Below are 14,737 nucleotides of genomic sequence, written 5' to 3' on the forward strand. Positions count from 1 at the left end.
GGGCAGAAGAAGAGACAAAAGCTCTGCTGTCAAGCGGGTGAGGAAACCCCACCCGCCTGCGCGGTGGGGTAGTTCATCGGAACTGGAGAATAGCAGATGGGTCAACCTCAACCCGGACGGGATGGTTACATTGTTAGCAAGATTTTTATCCAATAGCTGGAGTCGGCAGGATAAAAAGGTAACATCGCTCTATACCCGAGCTACCCTGCGCTAGGGGAAGAGCATCGGCCTCTCAGGGCACTGTCAATCGGCAGCAAACCTGCTATTATACATTGACCTCACTGACTCCATTTTTTGTGCTCTTGGATACAGAGATCCCATCTGTCCCGGTAACGGGAGGGATCGCTTAGCAGAGCTGCGCTCAGAAAACCCGGCTTGCCGCCTCTTGGCTCAGTTGCCGGCCAGATCTTTGCGGAAGCTCTGTAAGAGTGTTAAGAATGATTACATTAGTTGGTCATCCTCTCAGTTTTTCCACTTGTCCTTCCCAGCGCCGTGAAACGACTATGCTAGATCCCATTCCCCCTCCTGTCCTTGAAGAATACCTGTTGCAAGCAGGCATCATCGACCGCTCCCAACTGAGCTTGGCCAAAAAGCTGCAGCATCGCCAGCAAGGGCCGTTGCTGATGATCCTTTTGGAGCTGAGTTTCATCGATCTCGAGCAGCTCAGGCGCCTGCTGGATTTGGGCCGCACCTACGACCATGCTACAAACGCTGGATAGCCTTCAGCCCGGTTGGCAGCAGCATCTGGCCCGCTGGTCTGCGGCTGGGCAGGGATCCCTGCTGCTGAAAAGTTGCGGGAAGAAGGATCTGGCGGAGCTGCGTCGTTTTTTACAGCAGTTCTGCGCCCCCAGCCAAGCGTTGACCTTGCTCACAGAAGACTTGCAGGTAGTGGACGGCCCCCTGACGCTGCAAAGCTGGGATCCGCAGGTCACAGGCTCTTTTGCCCATCTTTATCTGGAGCGCTCCGCGTCTGCACAGCACCTCAACCGCTTGGCGGCAATAGTGGCTCAGTTGCGCGCCCCCGACGGCTGTCCTTGGGATCGCGCCCAAACGCCCGAGTCGCTGACTCCCTATATCCTCGAAGAAGCCTACGAGACGGTGGCGGCCATTCGGGCTGGGGATCCGGCGGCCATTGTCGAAGAGCTAGGGGATCTGTTGCTGCAGGTGGTGTTGCAATCCCAGATCTTTGCCGAGCGAAACCACTTCGACCTGGAAACCGTAGCCGCGCGGATTGCCGATAAGCTGATCCGCCGTCACCCCCATGTGTTTGGGGATGCTCCGCAGTCAGATGTTTCCAGCCTTTCTGAGTTGCACCGCTCCTGGGAAGACATCAAGCAGAAGGAACAGCCACAGCAGACCCTCGGCCAGAAACTTCTCCACTACGCTGAAAGTTTGCCCCCCCTGATGGCGGCCCTGAAGATCTGCCAAAAAGTGGTGGGAGCGGGATTTGAGTGGCCGACGGTGGAGGGGATCTGGGCCAAGATCCGCGAGGAAGAGGCCGAACTGCGCCGAGAGCTGGAACGGGATCCCCCCAACCCGGCGCGACAGGAAGCCGAGTTGGGGGATCTGTTGTTTGCTCTGGTCAATTTGGGCCATTGGTATGGGCTGGATGCCGCGCAGGCCTTGACCCAGACCAATCTGCGCTTTGCCCGCCGTTTTTTGCGCATGGAAGAGCTGGCGCGGCAACCAACAGAAGCAGCGTTACCTGGCAGCGGCCAAGCCTCCCCGCTCCCTCTCCAAAGACTCACCCTCGCGGAGTTAGAGGCCCTCTGGCAACAGGCAAAGCAGGAGCACCCCTAATCTCTTTTCTGAACCATTTATCTAAACTGGGAAACCAGCCCGCGGGATCCCTCAGCGATTGTTGGGCAAATTCTGGATGGGAACAACCAGCTCTTGCACAGGCAGAGCCACGGGTTGGGAGGTGTCGCCGCTTAAGGAGCCGGATAGCCCAGAGGGAGGAGAGGCTGGAACCTCGCCGACGGGGCGCAGTTGCCAGCGGATGATCTGCTCGCCGCGGTAAAAGGTCACCAACAACTGATCCCCCTGCGATTGAATTTGCCAGGTGCCGTCGCCGCTGGTAACCGAAATCTGCCCGCCGGAAAAGGGCGCGTCCAACGCCGGCCCCGACTGCGTCCAAATGCGTCCGCCACCGGTTTCCAGAACCAGTTGCACCGTCGCCCCCTGCCCCTGACCGCTCAAGATCTGGCCGGTGCCACTCCAAACTCGGGTCTCTGTCTGAGCCCCAGCGGGCTGCCCAAGCTGCAGAGCCATGAGCACCAGCCCTGCCCAGCCCCACTGACCTCGTAGCGCCCCCCTCCAACCGGGAGAGAAGAAAGAATAGCGAGAGAAAAAGGCCATTGCACCCACGTTAGTACCACACGCTGCAATAGGACTGAAACACACCAGAGAAGAAGAGAGAGAGCTTGAGGGAGTAATTCTTTACACAGTCCCTCTCACAGTCTATCGAAACTGTCGGGATCCCTCTGCGTTCTCTTGGGCTTGGGTTGAGCTGGCTGCCGAGATCCTCAGTTGTCTTGATCCCAATCTAGGTAATCCCCGCCCCCCCAGACAGGCTGCAACCTGAGCCTCTGGCTGCGGGGATCCCTAGCAACCGCTTCGCCAATGCGCAGAGCCAAGTCTGAAACCCAACTAAAATGGCAATCGTTGCTATTTCTTCGATTTAGCTTAATCGGCGGGAAGCCCTGCACTGTATGAGTGAATTGTGTTGACTCAGGAGCCAATCCGTGTCGGGATGAAAGCCGTTCGTGCTGCAATTGAGGAGCACAAGTTAAATCTCTGAAGAGTTTCCCGCCGTGGGTGGCACGGTGGCAGCACGCTGAGACCTCTGTACCAACAAGTCTGGGAAGCGTGAAGCCCGTACGCTATCGGTTCACGCAGCGTGGCGTAAGCCATGTTGTGTTTGCTCAACGAAGAGGAGTGGCGGGAGTCGTTCACACTGAGGCACTGCACCCGCCCCGTTACCTCTTTTTAGTTGTTTTTTTAGTTGTTCATCTCCCGTTCCAGCTTGGCCATCGCGATCTGGCTTTCCAAGCGGGAAATGCCCTCGCGGATAGCTGTCGCCTGGGCCTCAACCTCGTCCAGGGAGCGACGAACCGCCTCTGCGGCACTCATGTGTTGGTTCCGCTGCACCAAAGCCTGGCGCGCCAGTTCGTCCTGGTCATGTTGGCTGGCCTTCTCGGCTCTGACAAACCAATCCTCAGCCTTTTGCAGCAGTTGATCGTACTGCCGTTCCAGTTGTTTGCAGCTGGCCAGCGTTGTGGCCAGGCTGCGCCGCAGTTGTTTCAGATCCCGCTCCATCTGGCGGATGCTCGCGTTTTTCTGGCGAGGCTTTTTCCACAACACTTTGCTCAGGCCCACCATCACCACTGCTGTGGCAATGCCCACGCCCGCTGCCGCTGCCGGGTTTTCCCGCAGGAAGGAGCCGTCCAAAACGTTGGATCCCGCAAAGGCCGAGGTTTGCGCGGCTGTCTCCCGAAACTCCCAGGGCATCACCGGATTGCGTTGCTGCCAAAAACCTCGGCGCGCCGCCTGGGCCAATTCTTGAGCTTCCAGGTAGCGCTCCCGGTTGGCCCCGTACAAAAAGCGCTCGTAAACCGCCGCCTGCCCCTGGCGCAACATCTCCAAATTCACCAAGCCCTCAGAGTTGTACACCTGGGCAATGTGCAGCCCTTCCGGCGTGACGTAGAGGGTATCCACCTGCACCAGGGATCCCGGCGGCAGCAGGCTTTGCAAAGCCTCTTGTGAGAGCCGCCCCCAGCGTCCCTGCGTCAGCTCCGGCGCATCCACATAGGCAAGGCGAAAACGGGTGGGCCTGCCGTTCAAGTCTGCCCAAAAGGTGTCCCCATCCACCACCGACCGTACTCGCGCTGTCGCGGAAGATTGGGCCGCTGCAGGGAGGACAAACCAAGTGCCCGAAAGGACAGCCGCCGTCATCAGGAGAGAAGTTCTTGAGGCCATGGGGATCACTCCTAATTGTGCAGAACAACAAAAGTTAAGAAATAATAAGAAATGGGGAGGCTGCGGGAACCCGCCAAAAGCCTGAGGCGTCTTCGCAGACTGGCAGAAGCAAATGGGCTGCTGCTTCCTCGGAAAGAGGCGCCAGAGCCAATAACTCACCCGCGTCAGAGAAAGCAACTTCTCCGACGCGGAGCTTGCCCTTCTGCAAAAGTCGGCTCCCAGGATGAGAATTTGGGTTAGAGTCTAGCTCACCTCTTGGGGCAACGTCACAACCCTAGATGGCAATCTTTGTGCAGTTAGCTTAAAGAGTTTCCCTGACTGGTTCCCGCCGCGGGTGGCACGGTGGCAGCACGCTGAGACCTCTGTACCAACAAGTCTGGGAAGCGTAAGCCCGTACGCTATCGGTTCGCGCAGCGTGCTGTAAGCCATGTTGTGTTGACTCAACGAAGATGAGGGTCGGGAGTGCGCACTGGATTGGAATCACAGGCGCAAGCGGTAGGGCTCTTCCTCAAGTCCACTGGGCAGAGGCGGCGGGAGAATCTCGATCTCGCCCGTGGGCAACGTGCGCAGCACCGTCCCCAATTGGGTCAGTTGTTCCAGAACAAACTGGCGGGTATCCCGGTCGCTGGTGGCGTTAAACACGCTTAGCCAGACATCGAAGCGGGAGCGGCGGCTGAGGGGGCTGCGGGCGATGTTGTCCCCCAGTTGGCGAAAATCGTCACCAGGCAAGCCCACCTGTTCCCGCCAGGCGGCGGCTTGGTAGTAGTCGCGGCGGCCCGCTTCCGCATCCCCCAAAAACATGAAGTTGATCAGGGCGCGATCCACGTAGAGCCGCCAGGCATCGGGGTTGTTTTGGGGGTTAAACTGCTGCAGGCCGCGATCCAAAATCTCGACGGCTTTTTCCGGCTGGCCAGCCCGATAGGCCAACACCAAGCTGGAGAGGCGGTAGCCTAAGAAGAAATTGGGATCCAGCCGCAGCATGTGGTCGAAGTACTCGTAGGCAAGGCCGTAGCCGGTTTGGGCGCGAGCAGGGGCGTCGCCGTAGTACTGGATCAGCTCCAGCCACAGCCAGGAGGCGCCCAGGTTGCGGTAGCCCAGCCAGCCCAGGGTGGTGGCCAGGGCAATGTTGCGGTTTTTGCGGGCCTCGGCATTTTCCAGGGCCTCTAGATTGATCCGCTCCAGCATCGGCACCTGCAGCCGTACCACCAGGATCCCGCACAGCAGCGCCCCGCCCACGGCGGCCAGGGTGCCTGTCAGGGAGAAACGGGAGCGGCGACGGGGCAAAGCAGCAGCAGTCATGGCCAGTTCTCAGCAGATCTCTATTGCTCGGCAGCGCCGCCGCGACCAGCGGCTAGACTCAATCATAGCGATGGCCTTGCTTCTCTCGATCTCCCTTGCACTTTTCCCCTGCCGATGACCAGATCTGCTCTCTCGGCTGCAGACCGGGCCCTCAGCCTCTACGAGGCCCTGCCCTACCCCAATGTGCCCCTCTCCCAGTCGGCCCGCAATGTCTTGGGGGAGATGTTCAAGATGAGCTATACCACCGCCCAGTACCTGCGCACCCACATGCTCGTCCCGTCAGAGGGCAAGGTGATGCTTAACGCCGGCTGTGGCTCCGGCTGGGAGACGCTGATGATGGCGGAGGCCAATCCGGGCGCCCAGATTGTGGCTTGTGATCTGTCGCCGGCTTCCGTCAAGCTCACCGAGGAACGCCTGCGCCGCCACGGCTTCACCGATGTCCAGTGCTACGTCCTCAACGTGCTGGAGCTGGATCGCCTGGGGATCCAGTTCGATTTCATCAGCCTGAACGACGTTCTGTATTTGTTGGCAGATCCCACTGAGGGCTTGCAGGCGATGAAAAAGGTTCTCAAGCCCGAGGGCATTATTCGCGCCAATCTCCACAGCCGCCGCCAACGCCAGGTGTTTCTCCGCCTGCAGGAAGCTTTGCAAAAGGTGGGGCAATTCGACGTCCCGCCAGCAGTAGGCGCCAAGAACGTGCGGGAATTCATGGGATCCCTGCAGGAAGAGGTGGCCAAGGCAGTGCTGTGGAACCCGGCCAACTATACCGAAGACGCCGCCATCCTGAACAACTATCTGCTTGCCAACGACAAGGGATTTACGATCCCCGAGGTGTTTGGCATGTTGCAGCAGGCAGGGTTGGGCTTTTTAAGCCTGGTGGATATGCCCGACTGGTCGGTGGAGTCTCTCTTTAAGCAAGTGCCGGAGTTTGTGCGGCAACGGCTGGAAACCCTCAGCGTTATGGAGCGGCTGCACCTCTACGAGCTGATCCGGCCTGCCCATCGCCTCATCGACTTTTGGGCCGAGCACGCCGGCTCTTCCCTGGTGCTGCCTTGGACGGATGCGGATTGGCTGACGGGATCCGTGCAGTTTAACCCCCTGCTGATGGACAATACCCGCTTCCACCAGGAGTACAACAAGGCCCTGCAAGAGAACCGCCCCTACGAAATGCAGTGGACAGGGGCCACCCACGGGCGGATCAGCATCCCTGCCGAGAAGGTGAGATGGCTGGCTCCGCTGCTGCAGGGGCCGACTCCGGTGGCAGAGCTGATTCAACGGGTCGTCGAGCTGGGATCCCTGACGAAAGAACAGGCAACCGACGAGGTGTTGACCTTCCTGACGGCGTTGGAAGACTTTCTCTTTGTCATGCTGCAGTAGAGCCGTTTACCCGTTCCCGCTCCAGCCCAGCTCCCCTCTCCCTCTGGGAGAGGGGCTGGGGGTGAGGGCAGTCTCCCTCTGGGAGAGGGGGCGGGGGTGAGGGCAGTGGCCCCAAGCGCCTGAAAGGTGCCTTAATCTGGTTTGAGATGTCGAGAACTGTACGACCCGGATGCCTGCCTGGCCGGCACGTCGTTTCTATGCAGCTCTGCAGCGAGGGCTGACCCAGCCCTTGGATCGCTGGGTAGCCGGGATCACCCTCTGCAACTTGGCGATTGGGGTGATCTTATTTTTGCTGGGCAACCATACGGCCCCCTATGTGCGGGATTTCAACTGGCAACAGCAGCGGGTGGGATCCCAGGAACTGCAGATGGTGCTGACCTTCAACCGCCCTATGGATGCGGACAGCGTTGCGGCCAACTTGGAGATCCAGCCACCTCTGCCGGGCCGGATGCACAAGCTGGGCCGCCGCTTTTTTTGGACCCTGACAGAGCCGGCCCCCTACGGCCAGACCTACCGGCTGCGCCTAAAGGCCGCCGTGGATGAGCAGGGCCAGCCCATGGTGCGACCTTTTGAGGGGGAGTTTCGCACGCCGGATCGGCAGTTGTTGGGGATCGGCACGGAAGCAGACCAACGGGGGCGGCTGTTCCTCTTTAACCTGGAGACGGGATCCACCACGTTGCTGACGCCAGCCGGGCTGAAGGTCACTCAAATGCAGCCCAGCGCCGATGGCCGCTTTGTCTACTACTTTGCCACCACCACCAGCCTACAACACCAGGATCTGTACCGCCTGGATCTGGAGGATCAGTCTTCCCAGTTGCTGCTGGATCACCAGGGCTACCAAAACCTGCGCTTCCAGGTCTCGCCGACGGGGGAGCTGGTGGTAGCGGAGCGGATCCCCCTGCAACGGGATCCCCTCGCCCCTGTCCAGACGGAGCTGTGGGTCCAGAAAAGGAGACAGGATCCCTTTGAGCGTCTGGAGCTGGACACGGCTTTGGGGGGAGACTTTTTCATCAGCCCTGATGAGAGCAGCTTGCTCATCTCCCAGGGGCAAGGGGTGGGGATTGTGCCCCTGCACCCGCGGGCGGCAGCGGAGAGCTTTTTGGCCCAGTTCGGCCAAACCTTGGCCATCCGTCCCGACGGGGCTTTCGGGGCTTTGCTGCGCTTCAATCCCGACTACACCCGCAGCCTCTTTATCGTCAGCAATACCGGCACCAGCGAGGAGATTTGGGTAACCGAGGGATCCGTTGCCAAAGGAGCTTTCTCGCCGAGGGCGCCTGTCTTTTACAGCTTGGTGAGCGAGGTTGAGGTTACCGGCAATCAGGGCGAGTTGGCGTTGCAGGGCTACAGCGAATCATCCCGCCTGCTGGCAATCGTGTTCAGCAGCGGTGGCGCTGCCCAAGCTGGCAAGATCGCGGAGATGGCTCGGGCCGACTACCCCTTTGAGCTGGACTTCAGCCTTTCTCCGGACGGCCGCCTGTTGGCCTACACGCTTTTGCAGCCCTTGCAAGAGGAGATTCCGGATCCCTGGGCTCCCCTCAGCCGCAGTGGGCAAGCCATCCGGAGCGCGCAAGTGTGGCTGCTGGACTTGCAAGATGGACTGCCGCTCCCCAACAGCCGTCGTCGCCTGCCGCTGAGCAGCAGCGCCTTGGCCTGGATCCCTTAGAGAAACGGGGGAGAGCGAGGGGGCGGTAATCCCCCTCGATTCATCGGGGGATCCACGGCCCCCCTGTTCGGTCGTTCCAGCTGGGGTGTCACGGAGTCCACGAACTGAAGCTCGGCGGTAGCTCCTTGCGCGTCTCTTGAAGGGGACGCAGAGGTTGCGCAACTCTTCCCTCCCCCTAGCAAGCCGAGGCTTTCAGTTTGGTTAACCTATCTGCAGTCAGCTACTTTACAGGATCTCAGAGGCATCTAGGGGGTAGAGGGGCGGTGGTGCTGGGAAAAGCTGTTTGCCTAGGAGAAGGGCAAGTACTGGGGGGATCCAAGCAAAAAGCTTCTCGGATCCCTTGATAAGGGTCTATATCTCTGTTAAGCGAGCATGAACTTTTTTAACGATCCGGATAGCGGCTGCTGAGAGGAGAACTGAGGCCCCGTAGAATGAATCCCAAAATTCCAGGCAGGACCTTCGGACATGGATTACATTCGCACCTTTAACGACGATCCCTGCGAGGGCCATCTTTCGACGCCTATCAGCGATTCTCCTGTCACCCGTCTGTTTATCAACAACCTCCCCATCAACCGTCCTGGCCTATCGCCGCTGTTGCGGGGGCTGGAGATTGGGTTGGCGCATGGCTATTTTTTGGTGGGGCCAGAAATCGTGGTGGGACCGCTGCGCGACTATCCTGAGGCAGCTAATTTGGGTGGGCTGGTCACGGCGATGGCAATTGTGTTGCTGGGAACCGCCTGCATGTCGGCCTATGGCAGCGTTACCTTTGGAAACAAGCCGGAAACGCCGGGAGCCAATCCTCTATCTACGGCGCGTGGCTGGGGGGATCTGACGGCAGGATTTTTCTTGGGAGGCATGGGTGGCGTCTTTGCTGCCTACTTCCTGTTGGAGAACTTTGCCGGGATCGACGCCATCTTTCGAGGGTTGGTGAATTAGTTGTCAAGCTTGTCAAGGCACTGGAGAGGAGCAAAACTATGACCGGTTCTTACGCTGCTGCTTATCTTCCTTGGATTTTCGTCCCCATTGTCGGTTGGCTGCTGCCGGCAGTGGCCATGGCCGTGCTCTTTTTGTACATTGAGCGCGACTAATTTGTTCTAGTCTCAATTGGTCTTAGAAGAGGGATCCCTAGAGAAGGGATCCCTTGCTTTTTGGGCAGACCTTGGCGCAACGGCTGTTTCTATCCCCCCTGCTGTCTTCCCAAAAGCTGGGGCAGCACCCGACCGAGGTTGAGTCTTCTTGCTTTTGGGAAAGGGGAACTTCCAATTGCTTTTGGGAAAGGGGAACTTCCAAAGCGTCTTAGCTCCCCTACCACCGCCCTTGATGCTGCCTATGCAATCTAAAAGCAGGAGCTCAAAAAGTTCCGCGAAGACATTGACTACGTCAAAGGAGCAACTGGCCTAGCCATTGCTTATAGATGGTCTTGGCACTCCTCCGACTAAAGTCAGCTCTCCCAGGGGGATCCGCCCTCACCCCCAGCCCCTCTCCCTCTGGGAGAGGGGAGCGGGAGAAAGGGCTCCGCATCCCTACCACAGGCAACTGTGCCAGCCAGGCATATTGCTGCTTCAAGAGATCATGCGCTCGAGAGCAAGTTGCAAATCTTGAGTTAGCTCGGCTGCTGCCTGTCTGGCTTCCTGGCGGCCTTGGCGGTACTGGCGTTCCCACCGCTGGCTCACCAAGATGGGATCCCCCACCGTAACCTGAACTTCTCGCCAACCCAGGCGAGGCCGGGTCGGGTAGGGATCGCCGCGCAGGCGGGCCAAGACATCAAACAGGATCAGGGCACTTTCTGCCAGCCGCTCAAAAGAAGGCTTACTCAGCAAGTACTCTTCCTGCACGGCCACGCAGCTTTCCACCAGGCGCATGTGCTGTAGGTAGAGGGTGGCCTGCTGGGCTTTCCAGTCGAGCAACCCCCGCTGCAGCGGAGCCAGGGATCCAGGATGCCGCAATTCTTCTCGGTAGATCTGGGTCCAGGCGGCTTCTTCGATGCGGCGGCAGCGGCTGTTCCAATCCCCTTGGGGAGATAGGCCAAAGTAGGTCTCGGCCGTCTGCAGCGCCGTGTGGAGCAGCCGCTCCAGGCGGGCGTTGAAAGGCGCCCCAGAGGGAAGAGGGGGAAGGTCGTAAAACGTTTCCATCTGGGCCAGCAGGTGGTGGGCCAGGCCACAAATCCGCTGAGCCCAGTGGCGGTTTGCGGAAGGCTTGGGAGCCGCCGGCGGCGTCAGGCCACTGAGGCGCTCGAGGTGGCTTAGCAGGCGCTCCAGCTTTTTCCAAGAAGGCTTCAGGTAGCGGTATTGGATCCCGATGGGCACCACAACCACCTTCTCCGAACGACCGGCTTTGGCCAGGTCTTCGGCACACCAAAAGGCCAGCTGCGCTGTTCCCGGCTCCAGAGGATTGACCCGCTCGCTGTGGCCGTTGGTGGCCCCTTCCGGCGCGATCCCAAAAGGAAACTGGCCCTCCAGCAGTAGGCGCCGCGCCGCCGCCAGCGCCAGCCGATCCACCCGCCGTCCCCGGTGCACAGGGATCCCGCCCAGGCGAGACAGAAGCCACCCTAGCCACTCGCCCCCCCAAAGAGGCATGCCCCGGTCGTAGAGAAAATGGGCGTGAATGGGTTTGCGGAGGGGGATCCCTTGGCGACGGGCAGCCTGCGGCACCAGGCGAGAGAGCACGTAGAGGCCCACCAGGGGGTCATCCACCTCCACATGGCGGAAAGCGAGGATCAGCCGGATCTGGCCCGCCTGAAACTGGTGGTAGAGCTGCGCCAGGGTCTCCACGCCCCTAGCCTCGATTTTGGCAATGCCGGAAGGAAGCCAGGGCCGCACCCTCAGCCGCAACAGCAGCGGCAGGATCCCGTGGACAAGCCGCAGCACCCAGGGGCTGTAGGCCGGCGGGATAAAGTCCAGGGGGGGACGGGCAAAAGAGGGAGGTGGTGGCGAAAACAAGGCTTTTTCTCAAATACTGAATTGCTCAAGCTAGGCCCAATCAAATCCCCATCCAATCGATCGGGTTATGGTCGTTTCAAATTTACCCTCACCCCCGGTCCCTCTCCCTGAGGCATCCCTCACCCCCGGCCCCTCTCCCTGAGGGAGAGGGGAGGATGGCCAGATAGCGCTGTTTGGGTTTCGGTGCGACAAGAGGCTGAGTGCCTTTCTCTCTCTAACTCAGGGTGGCTACGGGCTGGGCCTCTACCAAAAGCTGCTGGGTTTGCAAGTCGAAGATAGTGGCCAGCAGCCGCCGCGAGGCATCAACGGCAAATTCCACCTTGAGGCGATCTTCTCCTGCCCGGCCTGGGGGTTGCAGGCGGGCCAGACAAGCCGGCTCGGCGCCAGGGGCCAGGGATCGAAAATCGGTTTGTCGAGTGAGTTGGCGGCTGCTCATGCGCCCCAGCTCGTCGTAAACCACCTCGGCCTGGGCCACCTGGGCCACTTCTCCCACATCGAGGCGAATTTCGGTTTGCCCGTCGTTGGCCACCTGCAAGATCAAGGGCTCGGAGCGTCGGCAGGGGTAGGGGCTGCCCCGCTCAAACAGAGGGTAGTAGATATAGCTTTTTTGCAAGGGATCCCAGAGGCGGATGGCGTAGCTGTGGTGCAGGCGATCCTCCAGCTTAACTTGGCGACCCACCTGCAGGGCGCCCAGGGCCACGGCGTCGAAGGGGCGTTCGCAGCGGACTTTCTTTTTGCCAAAGTAGGAGCGGAGCAGCTCTTGGACTGCCGGCAGTTGGGAGCTGCCTCCCACCAGGAGCACCTGCTCAATTTGGCCTTTGCCCACTCCCCTGGCCTGGGCAGTGAGGAGCACCTCGTCTAGGCACTGGCGGATTTGATCCAAGAGCTGGTGGGTTTCTAGAATCTCCTCCAGCACCTGCCGATCCAACTGCAGCTCATAGGCGGTTAGGGCTTCGTCGTCAAACCAACTGCCCACCGCCTTGGGCTGGGCAGAAAGGGCGATCTTGAGCTGTTCTGCCTGCTCCAAAAGGGTAATCCAGCTCAGGGCCCCCAGCTGCTGCCGGCTCAGCCCCAGTTGCCCCAGCAGGTATTCGGCAATCCAGATGTCGATGTCCAATCCGCCCACGTAGGCATCTGCCTTGGCGATTACCTCTGCCTTGAGGACGGGGTTGCCCGGCTGAGGGGGAAGGGTGCGCACCAGGCTGAGATCCAAGGTGCCGCCACCGAAATCCACCACCAGCACAAGGGATCCCGGCTGGCCAACCGCATAGCCCAGGGCAGCGGCAGTGGCCTCGTCCACAATCTGAATGGGATCGCCGGCCACCCTCCGCAGCCAGTTTAAGTAGCGCTCAAAAGAGCCGACGGGAGCTGTAAACACCACCTGTTGCGGTTGCGGGTACTCTTGTTGGATGGCTTCCATCACCGCCTGCAAAAAAGCCTGGGCCACCCTCTCGGCATCGTAGCGCTCCCCATCCAGAACTCGCGGCGGGGGCACAAACTCCGCCACCAGATCCCGCTTGAAGCCCTGAAACAAGCGCTGCGGATCCACTGCTCCCCAGCGCCCGGCGCGCACGGTTTCTCCCACCAGAAGTTGGCCTTTTCCCTTGACGTAGACCAGGCTGGGAATAGCCGCGTAACTGGGGCGGGAGAGGCCGGGAAGGCTGAGCAGGCGGGGCGCTTCTTGTCCAGGATCCCAAACCGCCACCACGGTGTTGCTGGTGCCAAAATCAATAGCCAGCGTCGCTTTGGGGACGGGTGCCATCAGCTCAATCCTCCGGGCAGGGAGCGACTAACTTTGGCCGGGCAGAGAATGCGATCGCCGCAGCGGTAGCCGACAAAGCGGATATAGACGGGATCCCCGGGCCGAATGTCCGGCTGATCCGGCTGGTGCAGTTGCGGGTCGAAGGGGACGGATTCAAGAGGGCTGCCGATGGCTTCATACCCCCACTGCTGCAGCAGGGCATCCAGCGACCGGAACAGAGCTGTCACGTTCTGGGCCGGCCAATCCGGCTTGCGCCGGGCAATCTCGCGGACGGTGGGGTAGCTGGTCAGCAGCGGCTGCAGCAGGGAGAAGATTGCCTCTGCATTGTCAGAGCCCCTTCCGCCGCCAAGCAGGGATCCCACATCCCACCGGAGAGCGGCAGCCAACTTTTGCAGTTGCTCCAGGCGCAGGGATCCCCACCGCCCTTGGCGCACCTGATCGAGGGCGCGGCGGCTGATCCCTGCTTGAGCTTGCAAGGCCTGCCATGAGGAAAGGCCAACGGCTTGCATCCGTTCCCGCAGCCAACTGTCCAGCGGTCTCTCGGCCATTGGGTTTTGCCAGGGATCCCTATGATCATGCCCCAACTGGGGCCTGGGTCAGGGATCCCCAAAGCGCAGGGAGCGGGCTATGGCTTCCACATCCCGGTCGTAGCGCTCGCGCCGGCTAGCCGGATAGACCAATTCAAAGCCAGCCTCTAGAGAGGGGCGGACAAGCTTTTTGAGATAGAAAATCCGCAAACTGCCTGGCTCGTAGCCGGAGACCACGAAAAAATCCCGACCGGCAACTTGATAGGTAACCCGGCGTCCGCTTTCTCGGCTGCGCTGCAACTCCTCTTGCAGGGCGCTGGCGGGCGTTGCTTGAAAAATATTGTACCCACCCCAAACGCGGAGCTCAGCCCCCTCTTCGCCGACAAACACCTGACCGTCGCCGCTATCGGATTCCCCTTGGGGGACAAAATCGGCCGGATAGTCGAGGCGATAGCCAAAGCGGGCATTGATGTAGGGCTGAAAGCTTGACTGGGCCAGTACCAAAAGAGCGGGTGAGGCCAGAGCCGGGATCCCTTTTCCCACAAAGAGAGCGGCGAGCAGACAGGCTAAGCAAGCAGCAGATCTCATGGTTTCGAGTTTTTCGGATCTGCGGCCATTCTAGGCTCCTTTTTTCTAAACTGCTGCTGGCAAAGGGATCCCTCACCCCCAACCCCTCTCCCACAGGGAGAGGGGAGAAGGATAGGGTTTCCAGCTTGTTGATTTGATGTCGATTAACTCCGCCGGTCGCTATCGAGGTTTTGCCCGGAGCGCAGCAGTTCAATTTTTTCTCTAGCTCGCTGGATAGCGGCGCAGTTGTCCACTGCTGCCCAGGTGGAGGCCAGAAAAAGTCCAGGAAGAGAAACTTCTCCTTCTTCGTCGCCAAACAACACGCCGTTCGCGTCAGCGGGACGGAGTCCTTACAAAAATGCACCACCCCAAAAAGACCATCAGCGCTTTCCATCGCCGCGTATAAATGTAGGCTGCAAAAGCCAGCAATAACGACAAAAAGATTGCCACTCCCTGAGACTTTTGAGAAAGGGCATAGGTGCGGCGTAGTTCTTCGTCTATGCGCTTTTGATCTTCTTGCTGGAGCAACTCTTGCAGATGCTTGTCCATAAAGGCCGCTCCCCAAAATCAGACGGCCTCATCCTAAAGATCCCTGGAAGTCCCCTATTCAAAGCCGGTTTTGGCG

Annotated in this window: 14 protein-coding genes; 6 read left to right on the top strand and 8 right to left on the bottom strand. The window is 59.9% G+C overall.

Annotated elements, in window-relative coordinates:
* Positions 1 to 503 precede the first annotated feature (503 nt).
* Complete coding sequence (locus NW845_RS04625) at positions 504 to 719, top strand: DUF2949 domain-containing protein (protein ID WP_414371684.1); 216 nt, start codon at positions 504 to 506, stop codon at positions 717 to 719.
* Complete coding sequence (gene mazG, locus NW845_RS04630; protein WP_414377119.1) at positions 700 to 1,800, top strand: nucleoside triphosphate pyrophosphohydrolase; 1,101 nt, start codon at positions 700 to 702, stop codon at positions 1,798 to 1,800. The genes NW845_RS04625 and mazG overlap by 20 nt, the downstream gene beginning before the upstream one ends.
* Positions 1,801 to 1,851: 51 nt before the next feature.
* Here mazG and NW845_RS04635 read toward each other — a convergent pair whose 3' ends face one another.
* The 3 genes from NW845_RS04635 to NW845_RS04645 form a co-directional block, all read right to left on the bottom strand.
* Positions 1,852 to 2,358: a hypothetical protein gene (locus NW845_RS04635; RefSeq protein ID WP_414377122.1), complete on the bottom strand. Its 507-nt coding sequence runs from the start codon at positions 2,356 to 2,358 to the stop codon at positions 1,852 to 1,854.
* A 642-nt stretch (positions 2,359 to 3,000) separates the two neighbouring features.
* On the bottom strand, positions 3,001 to 3,978 hold the full coding sequence (locus tag NW845_RS04640) for a PspA/IM30 family protein (RefSeq protein ID WP_414335873.1): 978 nt from the start codon (positions 3,976 to 3,978) through the stop codon (positions 3,001 to 3,003).
* 480 nt (positions 3,979 to 4,458) lie between these two features.
* Complete coding sequence (locus NW845_RS04645) at positions 4,459 to 5,277, bottom strand: hypothetical protein (RefSeq protein WP_414335874.1); 819 nt, start codon at positions 5,275 to 5,277, stop codon at positions 4,459 to 4,461.
* Positions 5,278 to 5,391: 114 nt separating this feature from the next.
* On the opposite strand from NW845_RS04645, the gene NW845_RS04650 reads away from it, so the two are divergent.
* From NW845_RS04650 to NW845_RS04665, 4 genes are all read left to right on the top strand, one after another.
* A complete protein-coding gene (locus NW845_RS04650) occupies positions 5,392 to 6,654 on the top strand; it encodes a class I SAM-dependent methyltransferase (protein ID WP_414371689.1) in 1,263 nt (420 codons plus the stop codon).
* Between the two features lie 169 nt (positions 6,655 to 6,823).
* A complete protein-coding gene (locus tag NW845_RS04655; RefSeq protein ID WP_414377123.1) occupies positions 6,824 to 8,317 on the top strand; it encodes a hypothetical protein in 1,494 nt (497 codons plus the stop codon).
* A gap of 465 nt (positions 8,318 to 8,782) precedes the next feature.
* Positions 8,783 to 9,253: a photosystem I reaction center protein subunit XI gene (locus NW845_RS04660; protein WP_414366901.1), complete on the top strand. Its 471-nt coding sequence runs from the start codon at positions 8,783 to 8,785 to the stop codon at positions 9,251 to 9,253.
* Positions 9,254 to 9,291: 38 nt separating this feature from the next.
* Complete coding sequence (locus NW845_RS04665) at positions 9,292 to 9,405, top strand: photosystem I reaction center subunit VIII (protein ID WP_414360509.1); 114 nt, start codon at positions 9,292 to 9,294, stop codon at positions 9,403 to 9,405.
* 474 nt (positions 9,406 to 9,879) lie between these two features.
* Here the strand turns inward: NW845_RS04665 and NW845_RS04670 are convergent, their stop codons facing one another.
* The 5 genes from NW845_RS04670 to NW845_RS04690 all read right to left on the bottom strand — a co-directional run bounded on the left by NW845_RS04670 (position 9,880) and on the right by NW845_RS04690 (position 14,661).
* On the bottom strand, positions 9,880 to 11,256 hold the full coding sequence (locus NW845_RS04670) for a 1-acyl-sn-glycerol-3-phosphate acyltransferase (protein ID WP_414377125.1): 1,377 nt from the start codon (positions 11,254 to 11,256) through the stop codon (positions 9,880 to 9,882).
* A gap of 214 nt (positions 11,257 to 11,470) precedes the next feature.
* A complete protein-coding gene (locus NW845_RS04675) occupies positions 11,471 to 13,018 on the bottom strand; it encodes an Hsp70 family protein (RefSeq protein WP_414377127.1) in 1,548 nt (515 codons plus the stop codon).
* The gene (locus NW845_RS04680) at positions 13,018 to 13,566 is read right to left on the bottom strand and encodes a hypothetical protein (protein ID WP_414377130.1); all 549 of its coding nucleotides are present in this window, start codon (positions 13,564 to 13,566) and stop codon (positions 13,018 to 13,020) included. The genes NW845_RS04675 and NW845_RS04680 overlap by 1 nt, the downstream gene beginning before the upstream one ends.
* Before the next feature lie 48 nt (positions 13,567 to 13,614).
* Entirely contained in the window at positions 13,615 to 14,133 is a 519-nt protein-coding gene (locus NW845_RS04685; RefSeq protein ID WP_414332930.1) for a hypothetical protein, read from the bottom strand.
* 312 nt (positions 14,134 to 14,445) lie between these two features.
* Positions 14,446 to 14,661: a hypothetical protein gene (locus tag NW845_RS04690; protein ID WP_414332928.1), complete on the bottom strand. Its 216-nt coding sequence runs from the start codon at positions 14,659 to 14,661 to the stop codon at positions 14,446 to 14,448.
* Between the last annotated feature and the right edge of the window lie 76 nt (positions 14,662 to 14,737).

It is taken from the genome of Synechococcus sp. H60.2 (genome assembly GCF_047462315.1).
Taxonomy (GTDB): Bacteria; Cyanobacteriota; Cyanobacteriia; order Thermostichales; family Thermostichaceae; genus Thermostichus.

Bases quoted from the DNA above. Each gene is read 5' to 3' on its own strand.
- NW845_RS04685 (WP_414332930.1), bottom strand. From the start codon at position 14,133: ATGAGATCTGCTGCTTGCTTAGCCTGTCTGCTCGCCGCTCTCTTTGTG.
- NW845_RS04640 (WP_414335873.1), bottom strand. From the start codon at position 3,978: ATGGCCTCAAGAACTTCTCTCCTGATGACGGCGGCTGTCCTTTCGGGC.
- NW845_RS04635 (WP_414377122.1), bottom strand. From the start codon at position 2,358: ATGGCCTTTTTCTCTCGCTATTCTTTCTTCTCTCCCGGTTGGAGGGGG.
- NW845_RS04665 (WP_414360509.1), top strand. From the start codon at position 9,292: ATGACCGGTTCTTACGCTGCTGCTTATCTTCCTTGGATTTTCGTCCCC.
- NW845_RS04690 (WP_414332928.1), bottom strand. From the start codon at position 14,661: ATGGACAAGCATCTGCAAGAGTTGCTCCAGCAAGAAGATCAAAAGCGC.
- NW845_RS04645 (WP_414335874.1), bottom strand. From the start codon at position 5,277: ATGACTGCTGCTGCTTTGCCCCGTCGCCGCTCCCGTTTCTCCCTGACA.
- NW845_RS04650 (WP_414371689.1), top strand. From the start codon at position 5,392: ATGACCAGATCTGCTCTCTCGGCTGCAGACCGGGCCCTCAGCCTCTAC.
- NW845_RS04680 (WP_414377130.1), bottom strand. From the start codon at position 13,566: ATGGCCGAGAGACCGCTGGACAGTTGGCTGCGGGAACGGATGCAAGCC.
- NW845_RS04675 (WP_414377127.1), bottom strand. From the start codon at position 13,018: ATGGCACCCGTCCCCAAAGCGACGCTGGCTATTGATTTTGGCACCAGC.
- NW845_RS04625 (WP_414371684.1), top strand. From the start codon at position 504: ATGCTAGATCCCATTCCCCCTCCTGTCCTTGAAGAATACCTGTTGCAA.
- NW845_RS04655 (WP_414377123.1), top strand. From the start codon at position 6,824: ATGCCTGCCTGGCCGGCACGTCGTTTCTATGCAGCTCTGCAGCGAGGG.
- mazG (WP_414377119.1), top strand. From the start codon at position 700: ATGCTACAAACGCTGGATAGCCTTCAGCCCGGTTGGCAGCAGCATCTG.
- NW845_RS04660 (WP_414366901.1), top strand. From the start codon at position 8,783: ATGGATTACATTCGCACCTTTAACGACGATCCCTGCGAGGGCCATCTT.